General features: G+C 54.2%; 17 protein-coding genes. 11 read left to right on the top strand and 6 right to left on the bottom strand.

Annotated features, from left to right (window positions below):
- The first annotated feature begins 10 nt into the window (after positions 1–10).
- The 6 genes from BMW84_RS20830 to BMW84_RS20805 all read left to right on the top strand — a co-directional run bounded on the left by BMW84_RS20830 (position 11) and on the right by BMW84_RS20805 (position 9170).
- Positions 11–949, top strand: coding sequence for an ABC transporter permease (locus BMW84_RS20830; protein ID WP_254773083.1), 939 nt, complete (start codon positions 11–13; stop codon positions 947–949).
- Positions 950–962: 13 nt separating this feature from the next.
- Entirely contained in the window at positions 963–1862 is a 900-nt protein-coding gene (locus BMW84_RS20825; protein WP_175498949.1) for a carbohydrate ABC transporter permease, read from the top strand.
- A 209-nt stretch (positions 1863–2071) separates the two neighbouring features.
- Positions 2072–3817, top strand: a complete 1746-nt coding sequence (locus tag BMW84_RS20820; RefSeq protein WP_091071688.1) for an ABC transporter substrate-binding protein — start codon at positions 2072–2074, stop codon at positions 3815–3817.
- 86 nt (positions 3818–3903) lie between these two features.
- Entirely contained in the window at positions 3904–6267 is a 2364-nt protein-coding gene (locus BMW84_RS20815; protein ID WP_091071686.1) for a glycoside hydrolase family 95 protein, read from the top strand.
- Positions 6268–6834: 567 nt separating this feature from the next.
- Positions 6835–7977: a transglutaminase domain-containing protein gene (locus BMW84_RS20810; protein WP_091071685.1), complete on the top strand. Its 1143-nt coding sequence runs from the start codon at positions 6835–6837 to the stop codon at positions 7975–7977.
- 281 nt (positions 7978–8258) lie between these two features.
- Positions 8259–9170 carry a copper amine oxidase N-terminal domain-containing protein gene (locus tag BMW84_RS20805; protein WP_091071684.1) on the top strand — a complete coding sequence of 304 codons (912 nt, stop codon included), beginning with the start codon at positions 8259–8261 and terminating at the stop codon, positions 9168–9170.
- Positions 9171–9267: 97 nt separating this feature from the next.
- Here the strand turns inward: BMW84_RS20805 and BMW84_RS20800 are convergent, their stop codons facing one another.
- The 3 genes from BMW84_RS20800 to BMW84_RS20790 all read right to left on the bottom strand — a co-directional run bounded on the left by BMW84_RS20800 (position 9268) and on the right by BMW84_RS20790 (position 12149).
- A complete protein-coding gene (locus tag BMW84_RS20800; RefSeq protein WP_091071682.1) occupies positions 9268–10098 on the bottom strand; it encodes an NAD(P)H-binding protein in 831 nt (276 codons plus the stop codon).
- A 220-nt stretch (positions 10099–10318) separates the two neighbouring features.
- Positions 10319–10762 (bottom strand): MarR family winged helix-turn-helix transcriptional regulator, encoded by a 444-nt coding sequence (locus BMW84_RS20795; RefSeq protein WP_091071903.1) that lies wholly within the window; start codon positions 10760–10762, stop codon positions 10319–10321.
- A gap of 250 nt (positions 10763–11012) precedes the next feature.
- Positions 11013–12149 (bottom strand): virulence factor, encoded by a 1137-nt coding sequence (locus BMW84_RS20790; RefSeq protein WP_091071681.1) that lies wholly within the window; start codon positions 12147–12149, stop codon positions 11013–11015.
- A gap of 254 nt (positions 12150–12403) precedes the next feature.
- Between BMW84_RS20790 and BMW84_RS20785 the strand changes: the two genes are divergently transcribed.
- Complete coding sequence (locus tag BMW84_RS20785; RefSeq protein ID WP_091071679.1) at positions 12404–14026, top strand: ABC-F family ATP-binding cassette domain-containing protein; 1623 nt, start codon at positions 12404–12406, stop codon at positions 14024–14026.
- A 164-nt stretch (positions 14027–14190) separates the two neighbouring features.
- Here BMW84_RS20785 and BMW84_RS20780 read toward each other — a convergent pair whose 3' ends face one another.
- Complete coding sequence (locus tag BMW84_RS20780; RefSeq protein WP_175498947.1) at positions 14191–14373, bottom strand: hypothetical protein; 183 nt, start codon at positions 14371–14373, stop codon at positions 14191–14193.
- A 149-nt stretch (positions 14374–14522) separates the two neighbouring features.
- Here BMW84_RS20780 and BMW84_RS20775 point away from each other — a divergent pair, with 149 nt between their 5' ends.
- Positions 14523–15392, top strand: a complete 870-nt coding sequence (locus BMW84_RS20775) for a cation diffusion facilitator family transporter (protein ID WP_091071677.1) — start codon at positions 14523–14525, stop codon at positions 15390–15392.
- Positions 15393–15609: 217 nt separating this feature from the next.
- Positions 15610–16725: a C40 family peptidase gene (locus BMW84_RS20770; protein ID WP_091071676.1), complete on the top strand. Its 1116-nt coding sequence runs from the start codon at positions 15610–15612 to the stop codon at positions 16723–16725.
- A gap of 166 nt (positions 16726–16891) precedes the next feature.
- Here BMW84_RS20770 and BMW84_RS20765 read toward each other — a convergent pair whose 3' ends face one another.
- Positions 16892–17275, bottom strand: coding sequence for a hypothetical protein (locus tag BMW84_RS20765; RefSeq protein ID WP_091071674.1), 384 nt, complete (start codon positions 17273–17275; stop codon positions 16892–16894).
- Between the two features lie 240 nt (positions 17276–17515).
- On the bottom strand, positions 17516–17683 hold the full coding sequence (locus BMW84_RS20760; RefSeq protein ID WP_091071672.1) for a DUF1328 domain-containing protein: 168 nt from the start codon (positions 17681–17683) through the stop codon (positions 17516–17518).
- A 196-nt stretch (positions 17684–17879) separates the two neighbouring features.
- On the opposite strand from BMW84_RS20760, the gene BMW84_RS20755 reads away from it, so the two are divergent.
- Both BMW84_RS20755 and BMW84_RS20750 read left to right on the top strand, forming a co-directional pair.
- Positions 17880–18389: a DUF948 domain-containing protein gene (locus BMW84_RS20755; protein ID WP_091071671.1), complete on the top strand. Its 510-nt coding sequence runs from the start codon at positions 17880–17882 to the stop codon at positions 18387–18389.
- A 38-nt stretch (positions 18390–18427) separates the two neighbouring features.
- The gene (locus BMW84_RS20750) at positions 18428–18955 is read left to right on the top strand and encodes a hypothetical protein (protein ID WP_091071669.1); all 528 of its coding nucleotides are present in this window, start codon (positions 18428–18430) and stop codon (positions 18953–18955) included.
- Positions 18956–18989 lie beyond the last annotated feature (34 nt).

The raw sequence follows: 18989 nt of genomic DNA, 5'->3' as shown, positions 1-18989 counted from the left end.
AAATGAAAGCGTGACCCACGCCCCACCTACAAAGAAAACGAATGGTTTTTGGAAGAGTGTAGTGCAACAGAAGTACTTGTATCTCATGTCTATTCCATTCGTAATTTGGGTATTTATCTTCAGCTACGTACCCTTGTGGGGATGGACGATGGCATTCCAAAATTATAAACCGTTCAAGACCTTCGGCCAGCAGAAGTGGGTTGGATGGGATAACTTCAGCCGGTTGTTCCAGGATGACCGTTTTTACCTCGTACTCCGTAATACCTTGGCGATGAGCGGACTGGGACTTGTCTTCGGATTTGTCGTTCCGATCTTATTCGCGGTTTTGCTCAACGAGCTTCGCGGCAACGCATTCAAACGCACGGTGCAGACGGTTTCGTACCTGCCTCACTTTGTATCCTGGGTCGTTGTAGGCGGTATCGTCTACAAGATGCTGTCGATCAACGGCGGGATCGTAAACGATATGCTGACCTGGCTTCATATCACCGATGAGCCGATTCAGTTCATGGCGAAAGCCAAATGGTTCTGGGGGATTATCACCGCAGCGGATCTGTGGAAAGAAACAGGTTGGAATGCGATCATCTACTTGGCAGCGATTACAGGCATCGATAAAGAACTGTATGAAGCCGCCAAAGTCGACGGCGCAGGCCGCATCAAGCAAATGTTCAATATTACGCTTCCGGGGATCCGGACTACCATTACGGTCCTGTTGATCATGTCCATCGGCCACCTGATTGGCATCGGATTTGAAAAGCAGTTCCAGCTCAGCAACAGCCTTGTTACCGATTATTCGGAAGTCTTGGATATGTATGCGCTTAAGTATGGTATTCAGATCGCCCACTTCTCATACGGTACCGCAATCAGTATGTTTACTTCCGTAGTCAGCATCATTCTGCTGCTGGTAGCAAACGGCACCATGAAGAAAATTACAAAAGAAAGCATCATGTAAGGAGGGGAATAAAGTGGCAGGCAAAGCATTCGCAATGTCCAAGTCTGAACGGGCATTTGATATATTCTTGTACGTCTTTCTGGGGATCATCATGATCGTGACTTTATATCCCTTCCTGAACGTACTGGCAATTTCCTTTAACGAATCTACAGACACGGTTCGCGGCGGGATCTACATTTGGCCGCGGGTATTTACACTTGAGAACTACGAACGCATCTTTAGCTACACCGGTCTGATCCAAGGCTTCAAAATCTCGGTGCTCCGGACCGTAAGCGGTACCCTCATCGGTCTGCTCACCGGTTCGATGCTGGCCTTTACACTGAGCAGACAGGAATTCCGCGCCAGAAAATTCGTTTCGGTCTTCCTGGCCATGACGATGTACTTCTCCGGCGGTCTGGTTCCGGTCTACATTCTGATGAGAGACCTGAATCTGATCGGCACGTTCTGGATCTACATCCTGCCGGGTGCAGTTTCCGCATTCAACGTGTTCGTCATCCGTTCCTTCATGGACGGCCTGCCTTACGCGCTTCAGGAATCCGCCAAGCTGGACGGAGCCAATGACTTCATGATTTACTGGCGGATCATTATGCCGCTCTGTAAGCCGGTGCTTGCGACCATCGCCCTTTTCCTGGCGGTAGGTCAATGGAATGAATGGTTCACCACCTACCTGTACAACGGCAGCAAGGCCAACCTGACCACGCTGCAGTATGAACTGATGAAAGTGCTGCAATCGACGAACCAAGGCAGTGCGATGACCAACGCGAACGATATGGCGACCAAGATGGCGCAAATCTCGCCGGAATCCATCAAGATGGCAATCACCATCGTCGTAACGGTTCCGATCCTGGTTGTGTATCCGTTCCTGCAAAAATACTTCGTTGGCGGCATGACGCTGGGCGCGGTTAAAGCCTAAGCTTGATAAATCGAATGATCGACGGGAACGCAGGGCGGGCCAGCAAGAGCTGGACCTAACCGCGTTCCCAGATTATTCCTCGTATTTCGATGTTGTTAGTTTTATATTTATAGCGTTTATGCAAGCGCTAACAACAGAATTGGAAGCGGTATATCCAGGGCAACCTGATATGCATAGATGAATCATAAATTTCTCAAGGGGGAGAAAAAATGAAACGCAAAAGTGTTAAAACGGTTTTCACGCTTATGCTGCTGAGCAGTATGCTCATCGCCGGCTGCGGAGGCAACAATAACAACAATGCGGCCAACAACGCCGCAAACACCGGCAACACCAACGCTGCTGGAACCAACGCGGAGGCTACTGCAGCTCCGGAAGATACCAGCCCAATCACCTTTACATTCTTTGGCGGTGACTCCAGCCCGAACTGGAACAACATGCAGGACGCTACCGGTAAAGTTATTACCGAAAAAACCGGCGTTTCCATTAATGCAGAATTCGACGTAGGCGCCGGCGGCGGCCAAAGCAAAATCGCTCTGATGGCAGCAAGCGGCGACGTGCCGGATATGATCTTCGCGAAAGGCGAGCTGTCCAAACTGGTGGATGCCGGCTTGGTGCTTGACCTGACCGACCTGATCGACAAATATGCTCCTAACATCAAAAAGGTTATGAGCGAAAACATGAACCGCCTGAAATACAGCAACGACGACCAAAGCATCTATTCCATCCCAACCAACGTCGGCGTAGACCAAAAATCGTTTGACGCTGGCGGCGGCTTTGAGATTCAAATGAAGGTCCTGAAAGAACTCGGATATCCGAAAGTCCGCACACTTGCCGACTACGAAAAAGTGCTGAAAGACTATGTGGCTCTGCATCCGACAACCGACGGTCAACCAACCATTCCGCTGACGCTGAATGCGGATGACTGGAAAATCATGATCACGGTAACGAACCCTGCGTTCCTTACAACTGGCGCACCGGATGACGGTGAATATTATGTAAATCCGGAAACGTATGCTGCACAACTGCACTACAAACGTCCGGAAGAAAAAGAATATTTCCGTTGGTTGAACAAAATGTACAACGAAGGCTTGCTCGATAAGGACACATTCGTTCAAAAAGACGACCAATATAAAGCTAAAATCGCCAGCGGACGCGTCCTTGGCCTGATCTCCCAAGAATGGGAATACGGCGAAGCTGAAAACGCTCTGAAGGCTGCCGGTAAAAACGAAGACACTTACGCTCACTTCCCAGTGACGCTGTCCGAAGATTACCAAGACCACTCGTTCCAAACCACCGGTGTTGACGGCTACGGTATTGCCATCACTACCGCTTGTAAAGATCCGGTTCGCGCCATCAAGTTCCTTGATTGGATGTCTTCCGAAGAAGGCCAAGTGCTGAGAAACTGGGGCGTTGAAGGCACGCACTACACTGTAGACGCTAACGGCACACGTATTGTTGATCCTACCGTTCAAGACCGTAAAGTAAACGACAACGCTACATTCACTAAAGAATCCGGTATCGGCTTGTACGGCATCTTCGGCGCTAAATACGGCGACGGCGTGAAGGATTCCACTGGCAACTACTACACTACGAACTTCCCTGAACAAATCGTTGCTTCTTACTCCGATGCTGAAAAAGAAACTTTGAAAGCATACGGCGCAACGACTTGGAAAGATCTGTTCCCGCAAGAGTCCGACTTCCCTACCAAGGAATGGGGCGCGCTGTACAACATGCCGGTTCCTACGGACGGCGACTATCAAGTCATCTTCAGCAAAACGCAAGACATCGTCCGCAAACGGATTCCAGAAGCCGTCTTGTCGAAACCAGCTGATTTTGATAAGATCTATGATAGCTTTATCGCTGAGCTGAACAAAGCCGGCGCTGAGAAGATGGAAGGTATCTACACCGACCTCGTGAAACAAAGAGTCTCGCTGTGGACCGGAAAACAACTGTAATCTTTAAACACATTCGTTTTGAAGCAAAGGCCCGACTTAGGTCAGGGTCTTTGCTGTATTTTTATGCTGTGCTGGAGGGTGAGACGGTGACAGAGGAGAAGAAGTGGAGTCTGCGGTACAACAAACCGGCGGAAGTATGGGAAGAGGCGCTGCCGATCGGGAACGGGCATATGGGCGCCATGATATTCGGCGGAGCCGACAATGAGCTGATTCAGCTAAACGAAGATACGCTCTGGTCGGGATTCCCGCGCGATACGAACAATTATGAAGCCCTGCGTTATTTGAAAAAAGCGCGCGAGTTGATTACCGAAGGCAGCTATGCGGAAGCAGAAAACCTGATCAACACACGGATGCTTGGCGTCAACTGCCAGGCGTACATGCCGCTTGGCGATTTGCACCTGGTGCATCCGGATGCCGCGGAGGTTCGCGGGTACCTTAGGGAGCTGGATCTGGACAGCGGTATCGCCTCGGTTACGTATGAGGCAGGCGAAGTGACGTACACCCGCGAAATGTGGATCAGCGCCGCCGATGGCGTGATGGGGGTGCGTCTCGGTGCCTCGGAGCCGGGAGCTTTGAATCTGGATCTTTGGCTGGACAGTCCTTTGAAAGCGGTATCTTCGGCCAGAGGTACCCACGGGCTTGTGCTGCGCGGAGAAGCTCCGACGCATATCGCCGACAACTATCACCGTGATCATCCGCTGTCCGTGCTGTACGAGGAAGGTCTGGGAATGACCTTCGAGCTGCAGCTGGAGACGATGGTTACCGGAGGCCGCACGGAGACGGCGGACGGGAAGCTGTCGATCCGCGGCGCGGACCAGGCGGTGCTGCTGCTCGCCTCGGCCACGAACTACGCGGAGCTGAAGAGCAGAGCTGCCCATCTGAAAGGGGCGGCCTGGGATGGCACGGCGCCGGCCGATGAGAATGGGCGGCGCATCGCGGCTGCAGGTGCAGCCGGTTACGAGACGCTGCGCGGGCGGCATGTGGAAGACCACCGGCGGTTCTTCCGCCGCGTGGAACTGGATTTGGGCGGCGCGGAACGCAGCGGCCTTCCAACGGATCAGCGGCTGGCAGACTACAAGGCGGGTCATGAAGACCCGGCGCTGGAAGCGCTGCTGTTCCAATACGGACGCTATTTGTTGATCGCCAGCTCCCGCCAGGGCACGCAGGCCGCCAACCTGCAGGGCATCTGGAATCCGCATGTGCAGCCGCCGTGGAACAGCAATTATACGACCAACATTAATACGCAAATGAACTACTGGCTGGCGGAGACCTGCAACTTGGGCGAGCTCCATGAGCCGCTGATCGATATGATCACCGAGCTGAGCGAGACGGGCGGCCGGACGGCGGCTGTCCACTACAACGCGCGCGGCTGGGTGGCCCATCATAACGTCGACCTGTGGCGCAGCTCGGTGCCTTCCGGCGGCGACGCCAGCTGGGCGTTCTGGCCGATGGGCGGCGTCTGGCTGAGCAGCCATCTGTGGGAGCATTATCTGTTCCTGCCGGATGAAGTTTACTTGCGGGAAAAAGCTTATCCGCTGCTGAAGGGCGCAACGCTCTTCTGCCTTGATTGGCTGGTCGAAGGACCGGACGGCAAGCTGGTGACCAGCCCGTCGACTTCGCCGGAGAACCGCTTCGTTACCGCAGACGGAACGCCTTGCAGCGTGTCCATGGGGTCCGCGATGGATATGACCCTGATCCGCGAGCTATTCGGCAACTGCATCCAGGCCGCGCGGATTCTCGGCGAAGACGCCGAATTCGCAGATGAGCTGGAGCAGAAGCTTGCCCGTCTTGCGCCCCTAAAGATCGGCGAGGACGGCCGACTGCTGGAATGGATCGAAGCATTCGCCGAATCGGAGCCGGGACATCGCCATGTCTCCCATCTGTACGGCTTGTTCCCGGGTCATGAGATCAACGAACGGGAAACGCCGGCGCTGCTGGAAGCGGCGCGCGAATCGCTGCGCAAGCGGATCGCTTCGGGCGGCGGCCATACCGGGTGGAGCTGCGCCTGGCTGATCAACCTGTACGCCCGGCTCAAAGAAGGCGAGACCGCGCATAGCTTCGTGCGCACGCTGCTGACCCGTTCCGTGTACCCGAACCTGTTCGACGCGCATCCGCCGTTCCAAATCGACGGTAACTTCGGCGCGGCGGCGGGGATCGCCGAAATGCTGGTACAAAGCCATCTCGGCGAAATCGCCTTGCTGCCGGCACTGCCGGCTGCCTGGAGTCAAGGAAGCGTCAAGGGCCTGCGGGCCCGCGGCGGCTTCGAGCTCGACCTCGAATGGTCTGAGGGAACGCTGGTATCTGCCCGGATTACCGCGCTGCAGGACGGCGAATGCCGGCTTAGCTATGCGAAACCGCTGTCCTTTGCGGCTGCGGGCGGTTCTGCCGCACGTACTGCCAGCGGCTTTGCCGTTAAAGCGGGAGAGAGCTACCTGGTCACGCTGCAATAAAGGTTTTACCGCTCTGCCGATGCCGGACTTGTCCGGTATCGGCTTTTTTCATGGAACGGAGCCGTTTTTCGGTCCTTATGGATGGAGGCGGTGCACAGCTTTCGAATGGCGATAAAGGTATGTTTAATAGGCGCGAATGAGATTGAGGGGGAGCTAACGGACACCAGAGGCGCTATTTTGAGAAAAACAGGCAGTTTTGGAGTGTAACGGACATGAGCGCCGTTATTGGGCCGTTTTTATAAGAATTTCGGGGCATTCTGGAAGAATAACGGCGACTGTGTCCGTTATCTTGGGAAATGACATCATTTCCCTAAAATAAAGGCGCTCATGTCCGTAACGTAAAGCAAGCGGGGGAGAAGATTAAAAAACTTGATGTGGCAAGCAAAATCGAAGCGGGTTATTATGGAATCAGCAGCAATGGATGCCAGTTGAGCGCTTATAACACCGCCTTACAGTGCCGATAATAGTTATAGATATAACGGCGGGTTAAGCCGCATTTACTATATAAAGAACGGGATGTTTCCGCCGCGCATTCGGGCGTGCAGAAATACTGGGGGAGCAGGAGTAATGGGAAAAAGACAATGGCCGCTGGCTAAAGCGATAATCGGGGGAATGCTGCTGTTCGGAGCTCTGCCGCCGGCGCTTTATTTCGGGTGGGGGCAGGTGCATGCGGCGGCTTCAGGAAGCACGGCGCTTCGCTCCGTCGATGAAATGACAACGAAGCTCACCAGTGCAATGGCTAACCGGAGAGAAACGATTACCTTCAGCTATCAAGGAAAAACAAGCAAGCTAAAGCCGCTTGTGCAAAAAGCGATCGACCAGGCGATGGGCAGCGATCCTTACCTGTATTATATTGTCGACAGTTATGCTTTCAGTTATCGGGGGAGCAGCGGTTATGCCAACGTAACGGTATCGGTCGTTTACCGTGAAAGCTTGGAGCAGACCGCATACGTCAACGCCCAGGTAAAGGCCGCGCTGGCCAAAATCGTTACGCCGCAAATGACCAGCCACCAAAAGGTCAAGGTCATCCACGATTGGGTCGTTCAGCGTCTGCGTTACGACAACTCCTACACCCGATATACGGCCTACGCTGCACTCAAAGGCGGCAGTGCCGTGTGCCAGGGCTATTCGCTTTTGACCTATAAGCTGCTGCAGGGGTCCGGTATTCCGGTGCGTATTGTGGAAGGTACGGCGAAGCAGGAAGGCGGCGTGCGCCAATCCCATGCTTGGAATCTGGTCCAGCTGGACGGCAAATGGTATCATCTCGATACGACCTGGGATGATCCGGTCGGCGGCGGGGCGCAGATCAGCACGGCGTATTACCTGCGCACCGACGCCCAGATGCGCAAGGATCACAGCTGGACGAAGAGTTATCCAAGCGCAGCGACCCCATATGCGGATACCCTTGCGGCCCTGGTCGCCAAAGGCGGACCAAATACCGCCATATACAAGACGCTGCAGCAGGAACTTGATTACGATTTATATGAAGAAGCTCAAGTGATCACGAACAGCGATGCTTTGAAAACGCTGGCGAAACAGGCGCTCGCTTCCGGCGAGGACTCCTTGTTGTTCCGGTACCGCGGCACGGCAGCAGAGCTGAAGCAGGATTTGCTAAAGCTGTATGACCTGGGGCTGGAGGACTTGTCTTACAGCAGCAGCGCTTTTGAGAACACCGGCGATCTGCGGGTGTACGTGGAGTGGGAGCTATAGAACTACTATATACATGGCGAGGCCCGAAGTCATCCGACGATTGGGCCTGTTTTTGTTTGGGACAACGACTGGCGGGAAACAGGCGGATAAGGAATAAATATAGTCCTTCCGAATGAAGGGCCTGCCAGGTAAGCTTCCGCAGAATAGTTCTCCGGAAAGTTGCTAATTTTGGACGCAAGCTATTTTAACCAAATCACGCATCCGCTCTAACAAAACCGGGGGATAACGCCGAAAAAATCTAAGATAACGATTTCATTACGGCTGAGGAGGTATTTGTACAGATGAAGAAAGGCTTAATGATCCTCGCAAGCGGTTTGCTGGCACTTAGTCTGATGTCGGGAGCGGCATTGGCGAAATCCCCAAACGGAAACGGAAACGGAAACGGAAACGGGAATGGAAACGGTAACGGCGCCGACAAGAAACAGGAAGCTCCTGCCGTGCAAAAGCCGGCCACTCCGGCCGCAAACAGCAAGGCCGCGGAGAAGCAAGAGCCGAAAGGAAAGGCAACGGTGACCACGGTTACATACGCTACTTACGGCAACGGGCACAACGGGTATAAGGGGCTTTTGAACGCGATTCAAAACGTAAAAGATAAGCCGGCAGGCGCGGTTCTTGCCGAAATCCTGCTGACGAAATACGATACGCAGCTGACGCCCGAAATGAAGGCGGAGCTGGAAGCAATCCAGGGACAGGAAGCGGCCCTTTCGAAGCTGGCTGACCTGCTGGAGCAAAGAGGAAGCGTGACCGATGCGGTATACGCGCAGAAGGAAGCCATTCAAGCCAATATGAAGGATCTTGTCGCATACAAAAAGCTTGGCAAGTTGTATGACAAGCTCGGCGTAGACGGAGTGAAGCTGTTCGTCAACGGCGAAGAAACGGTCTCCGGGACCGCACCCGTGCTGAAGGATGGCAATACCCTGGTACCGTTCCGGTCAATCTCCGAAGCGCTGCAGGCAGAGGTCGTCTGGAATCCGGCGGAGCAGTCTGTTACGGTAACACGTGACGGAACATCGGTCAAATTAATCATCGGCAAAACGACGGCCTATGTTAACGGAAAACCGGTTGTACTGAAGGCCGCACCGGCTATCGTGGATGGCAGTACGCTCGTGCCGATCCGTTTCGTGAGCGAGGCCCTGAAAGCAACCGTGAAATGGGAGCCGGAATCGCAAACCGTAGTCGTTTACGAAGAATAGGCCACCCCGGACGGGTGTGAAAGCGAGAGTGTCAAGATGGCGGCAAGACCTTGGGATGCAAGGTCTTGCCGCTTTTTTTGTTGTTTTTGCACTGTTATCACAGGAGGGGAGGGTTGATACGGACAAAGGGCCTGATGCTCTCAAGCAGCGTTTCCGGTGGCCGGCTTAGGAGGCGCTCCAGGTCGTCCGATGTCGAAGCGGTATCAATGAGCTGCAGAAATCCGAATACCCAATTGTTGACAGCGGCGTCGGTAACAACGGTAATGGGATTCCCGGAAAGTCCGGTGAGTGCAGCGGCCAGATCAGCCATTCTCCAGGTCTGAGGTGCAGTCAGCTCCAGGCGCTGATTGCGATAACGATCCGCATCGGCTAATACGGCAGCGATTGCTGCGGCAAGGTCACGACGGGAGACCGAGTTGAAGCGCCAATCACCGGGAGGCACCCGCAGTTCGCCTGATGCCAGCGCGGCGCTCAGATCAAAGGCGCCGGCGATGTCCGTGTAAAGGCCGCTGCGCAGCATCGTATACGGCAGTCCGGCTGCCATGATGGCATGTTCGGTCGCCAGATGCAAGTGGACGAGCGGGCAGGCACCGTTCTCTGCAAAGGCAAAGCTTGTATATAACAGGTGACCGACACTTGCCTGTTTGGCGGCCTCAATGACATGAGCGTGCTGGCGCAGCCGGATGCTGTCGTCGGGATGCGGACTGGAGATAAGCAGCAAGCGGGAGATGCCGGAAAAAGCAGCCTGTAGCGTATCCGAACGGTCGTAGTCGCATAAACGGACAGCAATGCCTTGATCCGCCAGATCCTGAGCCGCTTCAGGGTGGCGGACGCAGGCGATGATTTCATGCGGCGGGAGGGCTTTGAGCAGCTGCTTGATGATCAGGCGGCCAAGATTGCCGCCAGCCCCGGTGATGGCGATGGACATCATAATCGCTCCTTCGTTTACTTTTGGGGATTTTAGTTAAGCGCTTAACTATATGGACGGCATAGACCTAAAGACGCTCAGCTTAGTTGAGAGAGGTTCAGCATGCATAGACTAAAGGGCTAGGCATAGTCGAGAGCGGCTGAACATCGCTGAAGAAGGGCTAAGCATAGTCCAGCGGCTGATCATCATTTAAGAAAGAGTAGTCATGTGGGAAAGGGGCTTAGCCATTCTTAAGTTTTGCCAGCAATGCGAGCAGCTGGTGCAGCTCCTGCGTGTTCAGCGCGTTCATGGCATCTGCAACCCGCTGACGGTTTTCGGGCAAATGCCGGAGCAGGAAAGTTTGCCCCGTTGCGGTGATGGAGACGACCCATTTCCGTCCGTCGCTGGGATGAGGCTCCCGGAGGATCAGACCATCCTGCTCGAGTGGAGTGAGCAGCAGGCTGACATTCGCTTTGGTGACCCCGATTTTGTTCGCCAGGAGAGAGGGGAGCAGCGTGCCGCCTTCTTTCATGAGCTCCACGAGGATGCGGACCCGTGCGCCGTGAAGCCCTTGGGACTGCCAATATCTATCCGAGAGGTCAACCAGCTTGGCCGTTGCCTCGACGAGCGCGAAGAAAACTGTGTTTGGCAGCGGTAAATTCAGCACGTACTGCTGTAAGTCCATTTGATCCATCTTATCCGTCATCATGTCGCTCCGTCATCTGTATGGTTAAGTGCTTAACTATAATTAGATTAACAGAGTGACTGCGCGTTGTCAAAACCAATTGGTTGAATGGCCGGCAGAGCGGTGTAGTTGAAGGGGGCATTGCGCGGAGAAAAATAGCGGGGAAGAATCATGCCCGGAAACATGAAAAAGGGACTGGGTACGACCCAAGTCCCTTTTTGCGCCGATCCGCCAAAACGCCCGGTAACGGCTATTTGTCCCGCCGTCTCTCCGACATTTGCTGCCAGACGGTTCCGGCCGCTTCTTCGCCGGAAGCGATGCGCTCCAGCGCCATCCGCGCCTGGAGGCCGACTTCGAACTCCGGGTCGTCCGCCGCTTCCTTCAGGGCACTCTCGGCATCGGCCGTGCCGACTTCGTAGAGGAAGCGCGCCGCCCGCCAGCGGACCAGCTTGCTGGCATCCTTCAGCGCCCGGGTCATGACGGGCGTGGCTGCGGGGTCGCCGATGTCGGAGAGCGTGTCCCCGGCCGTGCGCCGCACCGCCGGTGCGCTGTCAGCCATCGCTTCGTAGAGCAGCTCCATCGCCTCCGGCGTGCGAAGGTCGCCGAGGTAAACCACCGCCAGGCGGCGGATCTGCAGCTTCGGATCGCAGAGCGCGTTCTGCAGCTCCGGCAGCAGCTCCGGCTCCGGCGTCAGGTCCTCCAGCGCGGCGTAGCGCACGCGCCAGTCCTCGTCCCGCAGGTCTCGCAGCAGCTCGGCCTGGGGCCGCTTGCGCCGCTGCTCGACGAACTCGCCGGCGTTGCCGTGCGCGATGGCCTGCTGCACGAGGGAGTTGAGGCGTTCCTGCGGATACGCCGCCTCCAGCTCCTGCTCGACCTCGCGGGCAATCTCCGCCGGCTCGCCGTAACGCACGCCGAAATCGGTGAGCTTGCGCTCCTTGATCAGCACGGCGCTGGCGACATCCGTCACCGCCTGCGCGAAGCGGGCGGCAAGCGCAATGCGCTCTTCGTGTGCGCCGGTTTTGACGCGGATCTGCATCGGGATGCCGCGGAACATCTGGACGAAGACCTGCGACTCCCCAAAGTGGGCGCCCGCATCTTCGTCCGCGAGATGGACCTCGGCGCTCAGGCCGTCCGCGCCGAACCGGCGCTGTACTTCGCGCAGGATGGCCGCCCAGTCGGCACTGCCCTTGCGGTCCAGCGCAGCAAAATCCGCGGCGTGGTAAATGCCGGTAACGCCCGGAATATCAAGCATTTCCTGGGCCCAGGCGGGTGCGCTTCGCCGGCTCTCCGGCGTATAAGTACGGCGGATGCCGGGCTCCAGACTTTCGTCGAGGTGAAGCTTCATTGTATTCGGACTTGGTGTAGGTTCGATAAAAGTAATTTTCATATGCGTGGCACTCCCCTTTTTTACAACTATAAATGTATTGGTTTTCCGGATGTATTTCAAATTAAAAATATTTAGTGCCGCTGTCTTTACCAAAATTGTACCGCAACTCGTGTGTAAATCCAAAGGCGCTTCCGCGCGTAGCTTGAGTCAAGTTTCGGAATCCAACTCTGAAACCGGGGGATTTTCCCGGGCAAATGCCCCCGGTTTTATGCTATAATATGCCGGAAGCCTATGTGAAAAGGATGGTATGCATAATGATCAGTACAAGCGGCGTAACACTCCGCTACGGAAAACGCGCATTATTCGAAGATGTCAACATAAAATTCACCCCCGGCAACTGCTATGGCCTCATCGGGGCGAACGGAGCGGGCAAATCGACATTCCTGAAGATTTTGTCCGGCGAAATTGAAGCCAACACCGGTGAAGTGCATATTACGCCGGGCGAGCGTATGGCTGTGCTCAAGCAGAACCATTTTGAATACGATGAATATCCGGTGCTCGAGACGGTGATCATGGGCCACACGCGTCTGTATTCCATCATGAAGGAGAAGGACGCGCTGTACGCCAAAGCCGATTTCTCCGAGGAAGACGGCCTGCGCGCCGGCGAGCTGGAAGGCGAATTCGCCGAACTGAACGGCTGGGACGCCGAACCGGATGCGGCAGCGATGCTGATCGGCCTCGGCATTACCCGCGAGATGCATGATAAGAAGATGGCGGAGCTGAGCGGTAACGAAAAGGTTCGCGTCCTCTTGGCGCAAGCGTTGTTCGGGCATCCGAACAATCTGCTGCTTGACGAACCTACCAACCACTTGGATCTTGAATCGATCGGCTGGCTGGAGAACTTCCTGATGGATTACGAAGGCACCGTTATCGTGGTATCCCATGACCGCCACTTCCTGAACAAAGTGTGCACGCATATTGCGGATATCGATTTCGGTAAAATCCAGATGTATGTCGGCAACTACGACTTCTGGTACGAGTCCAGCCAGCTGGCACTGACATTGCAGCGGGACGCGAACAAGAAGAAGGAAGAGAAGATCAAGGAACTCCAGGCGTTTATCCAGCGCTTCTCCGCCAATGCTTCTAAATCCAAGCAGGCAACTTCGCGGAAGAAGCAGCTCGACAAAATTACGCTGGACGACATCCGGCCATCCAACCGGAAGTATCCGTTCCTCAACTTCAAACCGGAGCGTGAAGCCGGCAAGCAGCTGCTGACCATCAGCGGGCTGACCAAGACGGTAGAAGGCGAAAAGCTGCTGGATGAATTCAGCCTTGTCGTCAACAAAGGCGACAAAATCGCTTTCGTAGGTCCAAACTCCCAGCCGAAATCGCTGCTGTTCGATATTATCATGGGCGAAAAGGAAGCGGATGCCGGCGAATATACATGGGGCGTTACGACAACCCAGGCATATTTCCCGAAAGACAACTCTGCCTATTTTGACGACGTGGACATGAACCTGGTGGAATGGCTGCGCCAATACTCCAAGGATCAGGATGAAACCTTCCTGCGTGGTTTCCTAGGCCGCATGCTGTTCTCCGGCGAAGAAGCGCTGAAGAAGGCGAAAGTGCTGTCCGGGGGCGAGAAGGTGCGCTGCATGCTGGCTAAGATGATGCTGAATGGGGCCAACGTCCTGGTATTCGATGAGCCGACCAACCACTTGGATCTGGAATCCATTACGGCGCTGAACAACGGGCTGATCGACTTCGACGGCACGATCCTGTTCACTTCCCATGACCATCAGTTCATCCAGACGATTGCGAACCGCATCATCGAAATTACGCCTACCGGCGTAATCGACCGGACGATGTCGTACGACGAATATCTCGAAAATCCGGAAATCAAGGAACTGCGTCAACGCATGTACCCAATAAGTTAAGCCCCACAAAGTGGAGCTTTGCATTGAAGTCTAGTCAGGTACTTTGCGGGGACCCCGGAACCATAGCCCCACAAAGTGGAGTCCTGCATTGAAGCGGTTTACAACAAGAAGCGGCTGCGCTTCCCTAGGAGGGAGGACGCAGCCGCTTCTTCATAACGCAGGATTTACGAACCGCCGGTACGCCGGCGTTGATTGTTTGGTTTTTTCGTATTTTGGCTTTTCAGCGTTTTTGCGGAACCGCCTTGGAAGCCGGCACCCGGCTTGGCGGAAGATTGCTGTTTCTTTTGCTCCAGCTTTTGCCGGATGGCGTCGGCCAGATTAATTTTCTTTGAGTTGTTATCGTCCATTATGTTACCCCCTTCGAGCAAGTCCAATATGCCTATATTCTAAATGTTTTTAAATGCTGCTACAAGGGCAAGAATAACTTAGATCATGGTTGACGATTCCCGCAGTCCCGGACGACAGGGCGGGTGCGGAAGGACGGGAGGGCGGTCCATTGGCCGATATTTACGAGGACATCCGCAAGGGTGAACGAGGGGCGATGGTAAGCATCGCCGCATATCTGGTATTGTCCGGCTTCAAGCTGGTCAGCGGCTATCTGTTTCATTCAAGCGCACTGCTTGCGGACGGGTTTAATAATCTGACAGACATTGTTGCTTCGCTGGCCGTGCTGATCGGTCTGCGCATTTCCCGCAAGCCGCCCGATGCGGCCCATAAATACGGGCATTTCCGCGCCGAGACGGTAGCCGCATTGCTAGCTTCGTTTATAATGGCAATGGTCGGCATCGAAGTGGTAGTGGAAGCGGTCCGCTCCTGGATCGCCGGGGGCAAAAAAGTACCGGACCTGAGGTCCGCGGCCGTCGCCGTCATCTGCGCCGCGGCAATGTTCGGCGTATATGTGTACAACAGACGCCTTGCCAAGGCGATTAACAGCGGTGCGCTGATGGCGGCCGCCAAGGATAATTTCTCGGATGCCATGGTCAGCATAGGCGCGGCGGTCGGAATTGTTGGCGCGCAGTTCGGCCTGCCCTGGGTCGATTCCGCCGCAGCCGTACTGGTCGGCTTTCTGATTCTCAAGACGGCCTGGGACATCTTCCGGGATTCGACGTACCGGCTCACCGACGGATTTGACGAGGATAAGCTGATGGATCTGCGCAGCACGATCGCCCGTACGCCCGGCGTGCTCGGCATCAAGGATTTGAAAGCCCGCGTACACGGCAATCATGTGCTGGTCGATGTCGTTGTGGAGGTGGAGGCTTCGATCTCCGTTGCGGAAGGCCATGACATCAGCGATTCGATTGAAGATCGGATGACGCGCCTGCACAATATCATGAATGTGCAAGTTCATGTTGAACCCAAGGGGTGAAATCGCCTTGGGTTCTCCTATTTCTCTGTTAAATTATACATTTCCAAGGAGAATTCAAGACTAAAGACCTGTATTGTTCCATAAAGTGGAAAGTTTTTTTGTGATATTTGGAGCATGTTCCATTTCCCGCCTCATCCTATAATGAGTGCAGAAAGCAACAAACGAGACCGCGCGCGCCGTTGTTGAATTTCTCATCATATTAGGCGGGGGAACGCTTATGATCCAATCTCAGAAGCAACTGGCAGCGTCGATTCTGGTCGCGGCATCACTTGTCGTATCTTGGGGAGTTTTTCATCCGGTAGAAGCTTCGGCCGCCTCGGCCCCGAGCGTCGTCAGCATTACTGCGGCGAAACAGACAGGGGTTATCCAGGCGTCCGTCCGGCTGCGCACCGGGGCAGCAACCAGCGCCACTGTCATCCGCTATTTGAATAAAGGCGAGCAAGTCGTGATCTTGGAACAAACCAACAGCTATTGGTATAAGGTACAAACGTCCGAAGGGACGATAGGCTATACCAGTGCCGATTCCCAGTATATCAGCGTCACCGCGGCTCCGGCAGCGCTATCCGCCGAAATCGTAGCAACCGTGAGGCTTCGGGAAACGCCGGCAACAAGTGGCAAAGTGCTTGGATATCTGTACAAGGGCGACAAAGTAGTTATCTTGGAAGAAACGAATGATTACTGGTATAAGGTGCAGACAGCAGACGGACAAGTCGGTTACACCAGTTCTTCGGAACAGTATATTGATGCAGACAATGCAGTCCCGACGCCAACACCGACGCCGACGCCAAAACCTACGCCAACACCGACACCAACGCCAACACCAACGCCAACACCGACACCAACACCGACGCCAAAACCGACACCGACACCGACACCAACGCCGACTCCGGCATCTGTAACGCTTGAAAAGGTGATCGCGACAGGCATGGCTTACCTCGGTACGCCGTATGAATTCGGCTCCAGCCGAAGCGATACGAGCACGTTCGACTGCTCGGATTTTGTTCGTCAAATCTTTATTGAAGCGGCAGGCCTTAAGCTTCCAGCGGATTCCCGCCAGCAGGGAACGTGGGTTAGAGAGAACAGCACTGCTGTAACCAGCGTTTCTTCCTTGAAACGCGGGGATTTGATGTTCTTTATGGACTATAAGGGAAGTTCGGCATCGGCATATGCCGGCGTAGACCGGTTTGCGGAGAGAATATCGCATGTCGCCGTATATCTCGGCAATGGTCAAATTCTCCACACGTATTCCGTGGCTTCAGGCGGGGTAAGAGTGGATACATTAAGCGCTTCTTGGATGAACCGGTTCCTGTACGGAGGTTCCGTCATCCGCTAATTATATAGAAGAAACAGGAGCGACAGAAGTTTAGTTTGTGACGGGTGAACATAAACGGATGTTTTGCAGGGCTCTCCATTCAGTGGAATCATCGACTGAATGGAGAGCTTTTCCTGTTTATATCCGGAATTTCTAGCAAGCCAAGGCCCCACTTTGTGGGGTTACGTTAAGGGGTGATGACATAAGCGGATGCAGGAACCTTAATCCAGGCTTTTCCCAACCAGGTGTAGACTTCGCGCCACTCATTGCCGAACGCATCGGTCGTCACCACACCTGTGGTGTCTATGGTTTGCGCACCAAGCCAACCGACCGGTGTCAGGCTGTCGATGGAGAAGTGGAATGGCGTAGCTTTGGTCAGGATGATCATTGGCGTAGCCGGTTTAAGAACCGCAGGGGTGATTACGGTTTCAAACGCCTGGCTGTAGGTACTGGAAGTAACGGTTGAAGGTTCGGTGCTGGTGACGGTTCCGGTAACGTCCGCTGCGGAAGCCGTAGCCGCAATGGAAGCTGCAATTCCGAGAGCCGCTGTAAAACTGACCATTTTTTTCATACACTGATTCCTCCTAATGTGGGATTTGTTGTAGCTTATTTGGCAATTTTGTGCTGTGCTAATATGCATGTAAACAGAAAGAGGCAGAACTGAACCAACCCATTTCAGAAGGCTATAAAAATGTTTTGGCGAATAACATATTAACATATAGAATCGCGATATAGAATGGTATCGTAAAAGCCGGCAAAAAGCCCGGCCTCCAGGGTTGGAGCGCCGGGCTTGCTTTTTCAAGGATTAAGGTTATAGCGATCTTCCCCTGCGCCCCGTAAAGAGCGAAACGATAAAGAGTACGAGGAAGATGAAGAACAGCACTTTGGCGATGCCGACAGCCGCCCCTACGATATTGAAGAAGCCGAAGACGCCGGCGATCAGTGCGATGACCAGCAGCGCAACAGACCATCTTAACATGATGCATCATCCTTTCGGTTGGTTTCGGTGGCGATGTAGTGTTAGTTTAAACGGGGGGGGCCGCTTTGAAACAAAACGGAAGGCGCAGGGAGAAGGGCCCTTTGACTAATTGTTTCGGCCAATTTGCGTAAGGGTAACTAAGCAATATTAGGGCAAGTCAGCCGACATTTTGATGTATGTGGAAGGAGAAATGGACATGATTATTGATATTAGCGTAGCACTCGTAGCCGTCGCATTTGCCGTACTTGTATTTTTCCTAATCAGAACGCTCGGCTCCGCAAAAGAGTCCCTCGACAAGGTCAGCCAAACGCTGCAGGAGGTCCAAAAAACGATCGACGAGCTGACGTATGAAGTCAAAACGACCGTCCGTCACGCCAACGATATCACTGCGGACGTGCAGAGTAAAATCCAAAAAATCGATCCCATTGTTGATTCGGTAAAAAACCTCGGGGATGTCATGAATGAATTGACGCTGACCGTTAAACAGGTATCCGTTACCGTCATTGAGAAATTCCGCAAATCGCGCGAGCTGAAGGAGAAGGCTGAGGCTGTGTCGCTGGAGCAAAAGCCGCTGACGGCGGCGGAGGAACGCACGGTTCATTCCTATGAAGCTGCCCAAGGCAAAAAAACAGGTACCGGTAAAATCGCATTGGCGCTGAAAGGCGTGGATGCCGCAGCGGTACTGTGGCAAAGATTCCGTAAGTAACCGGCGGTATTGAATAATGGAGAGGCGGGGGAATCGATATGGATGTTGTGGTTTTATTGATGAAGCTGTTTACCTTTTATGTATCTCCGTCAACGGTTGATAGGGTGCCCGCTTCCATGTTCGATACGCCGCAGGTTGCGCTTGCGTTTGAGACCCATGCCGAAGAAAATGCCTACATCGGCCATTTCGAAGCATTGTCCGGCGTGACACTGTACATGCCGCTGGATACGCTGCTCGATATCAAGGGTGCGCCGCTCGACATTACTGCCGATCCTTGGCAGGACTCGCTCGAATATCATTATGCGGATCTGTCGGTTGGCGTGGCCGGGGGCTCGGTCATCTATATCCATGTAGAGCCGGAGCAGGCGCGGCAATATGGGCTGAGCATCAACGGCACGCGTCTTGATCCGGTCCATAACAATCTGCAGGAGCTGCTGGGCAAACCCGACTTTATCGCGGATGACGGGGATGTATATCTTAGAGGGAACGCTGCACTGAAGATCTACCGCAATATGCAGACCGGAATCTGGGAAGGCATTGATCTCTTCGACGGCAATCTTTCCTAAACTGTTTCAAGGGCATAGGTTTTTGGTTAATAGT

Source organism: Paenibacillus sp. NFR01 (genome assembly GCF_900111565.1).
Classification (GTDB): Bacteria; Bacillota; Bacilli; order Paenibacillales; family Paenibacillaceae; genus Paenibacillus_AQ.
This window is presented reverse-complemented; position numbering and strand designations above follow the sequence as displayed.

Coding starts and splice junctions, on each gene's coding strand:
- BMW84_RS20785 (WP_091071679.1), top strand. CDS start 12,404: ATGATCAGTACAAGCGGCGTAACACTCCGCTACGGAAAACGCGCATTA.
- BMW84_RS20765 (WP_091071674.1), bottom strand. CDS start 17,275: ATGAAAAAAATGGTCAGTTTTACAGCGGCTCTCGGAATTGCAGCTTCC.
- BMW84_RS20770 (WP_091071676.1), top strand. CDS start 15,610: ATGATCCAATCTCAGAAGCAACTGGCAGCGTCGATTCTGGTCGCGGCA.
- BMW84_RS20755 (WP_091071671.1), top strand. CDS start 17,880: ATGATTATTGATATTAGCGTAGCACTCGTAGCCGTCGCATTTGCCGTA.
- BMW84_RS20805 (WP_091071684.1), top strand. CDS start 8,259: ATGAAGAAAGGCTTAATGATCCTCGCAAGCGGTTTGCTGGCACTTAGT.
- BMW84_RS20790 (WP_091071681.1), bottom strand. CDS start 12,149: ATGAAAATTACTTTTATCGAACCTACACCAAGTCCGAATACAATGAAG.
- BMW84_RS20760 (WP_091071672.1), bottom strand. CDS start 17,683: ATGTTAAGATGGTCTGTTGCGCTGCTGGTCATCGCACTGATCGCCGGC.
- BMW84_RS20750 (WP_091071669.1), top strand. CDS start 18,428: ATGGATGTTGTGGTTTTATTGATGAAGCTGTTTACCTTTTATGTATCT.
- BMW84_RS20780 (WP_175498947.1), bottom strand. CDS start 14,373: ATGGACGATAACAACTCAAAGAAAATTAATCTGGCCGACGCCATCCGG.
- BMW84_RS20820 (WP_091071688.1), top strand. CDS start 2,072: ATGAAACGCAAAAGTGTTAAAACGGTTTTCACGCTTATGCTGCTGAGC.
- BMW84_RS20795 (WP_091071903.1), bottom strand. CDS start 10,762: ATGGACTTACAGCAGTACGTGCTGAATTTACCGCTGCCAAACACAGTT.
- BMW84_RS20800 (WP_091071682.1), bottom strand. CDS start 10,098: ATGTCCATCGCCATCACCGGGGCTGGCGGCAATCTTGGCCGCCTGATC.
- BMW84_RS20810 (WP_091071685.1), top strand. CDS start 6,835: ATGGGAAAAAGACAATGGCCGCTGGCTAAAGCGATAATCGGGGGAATG.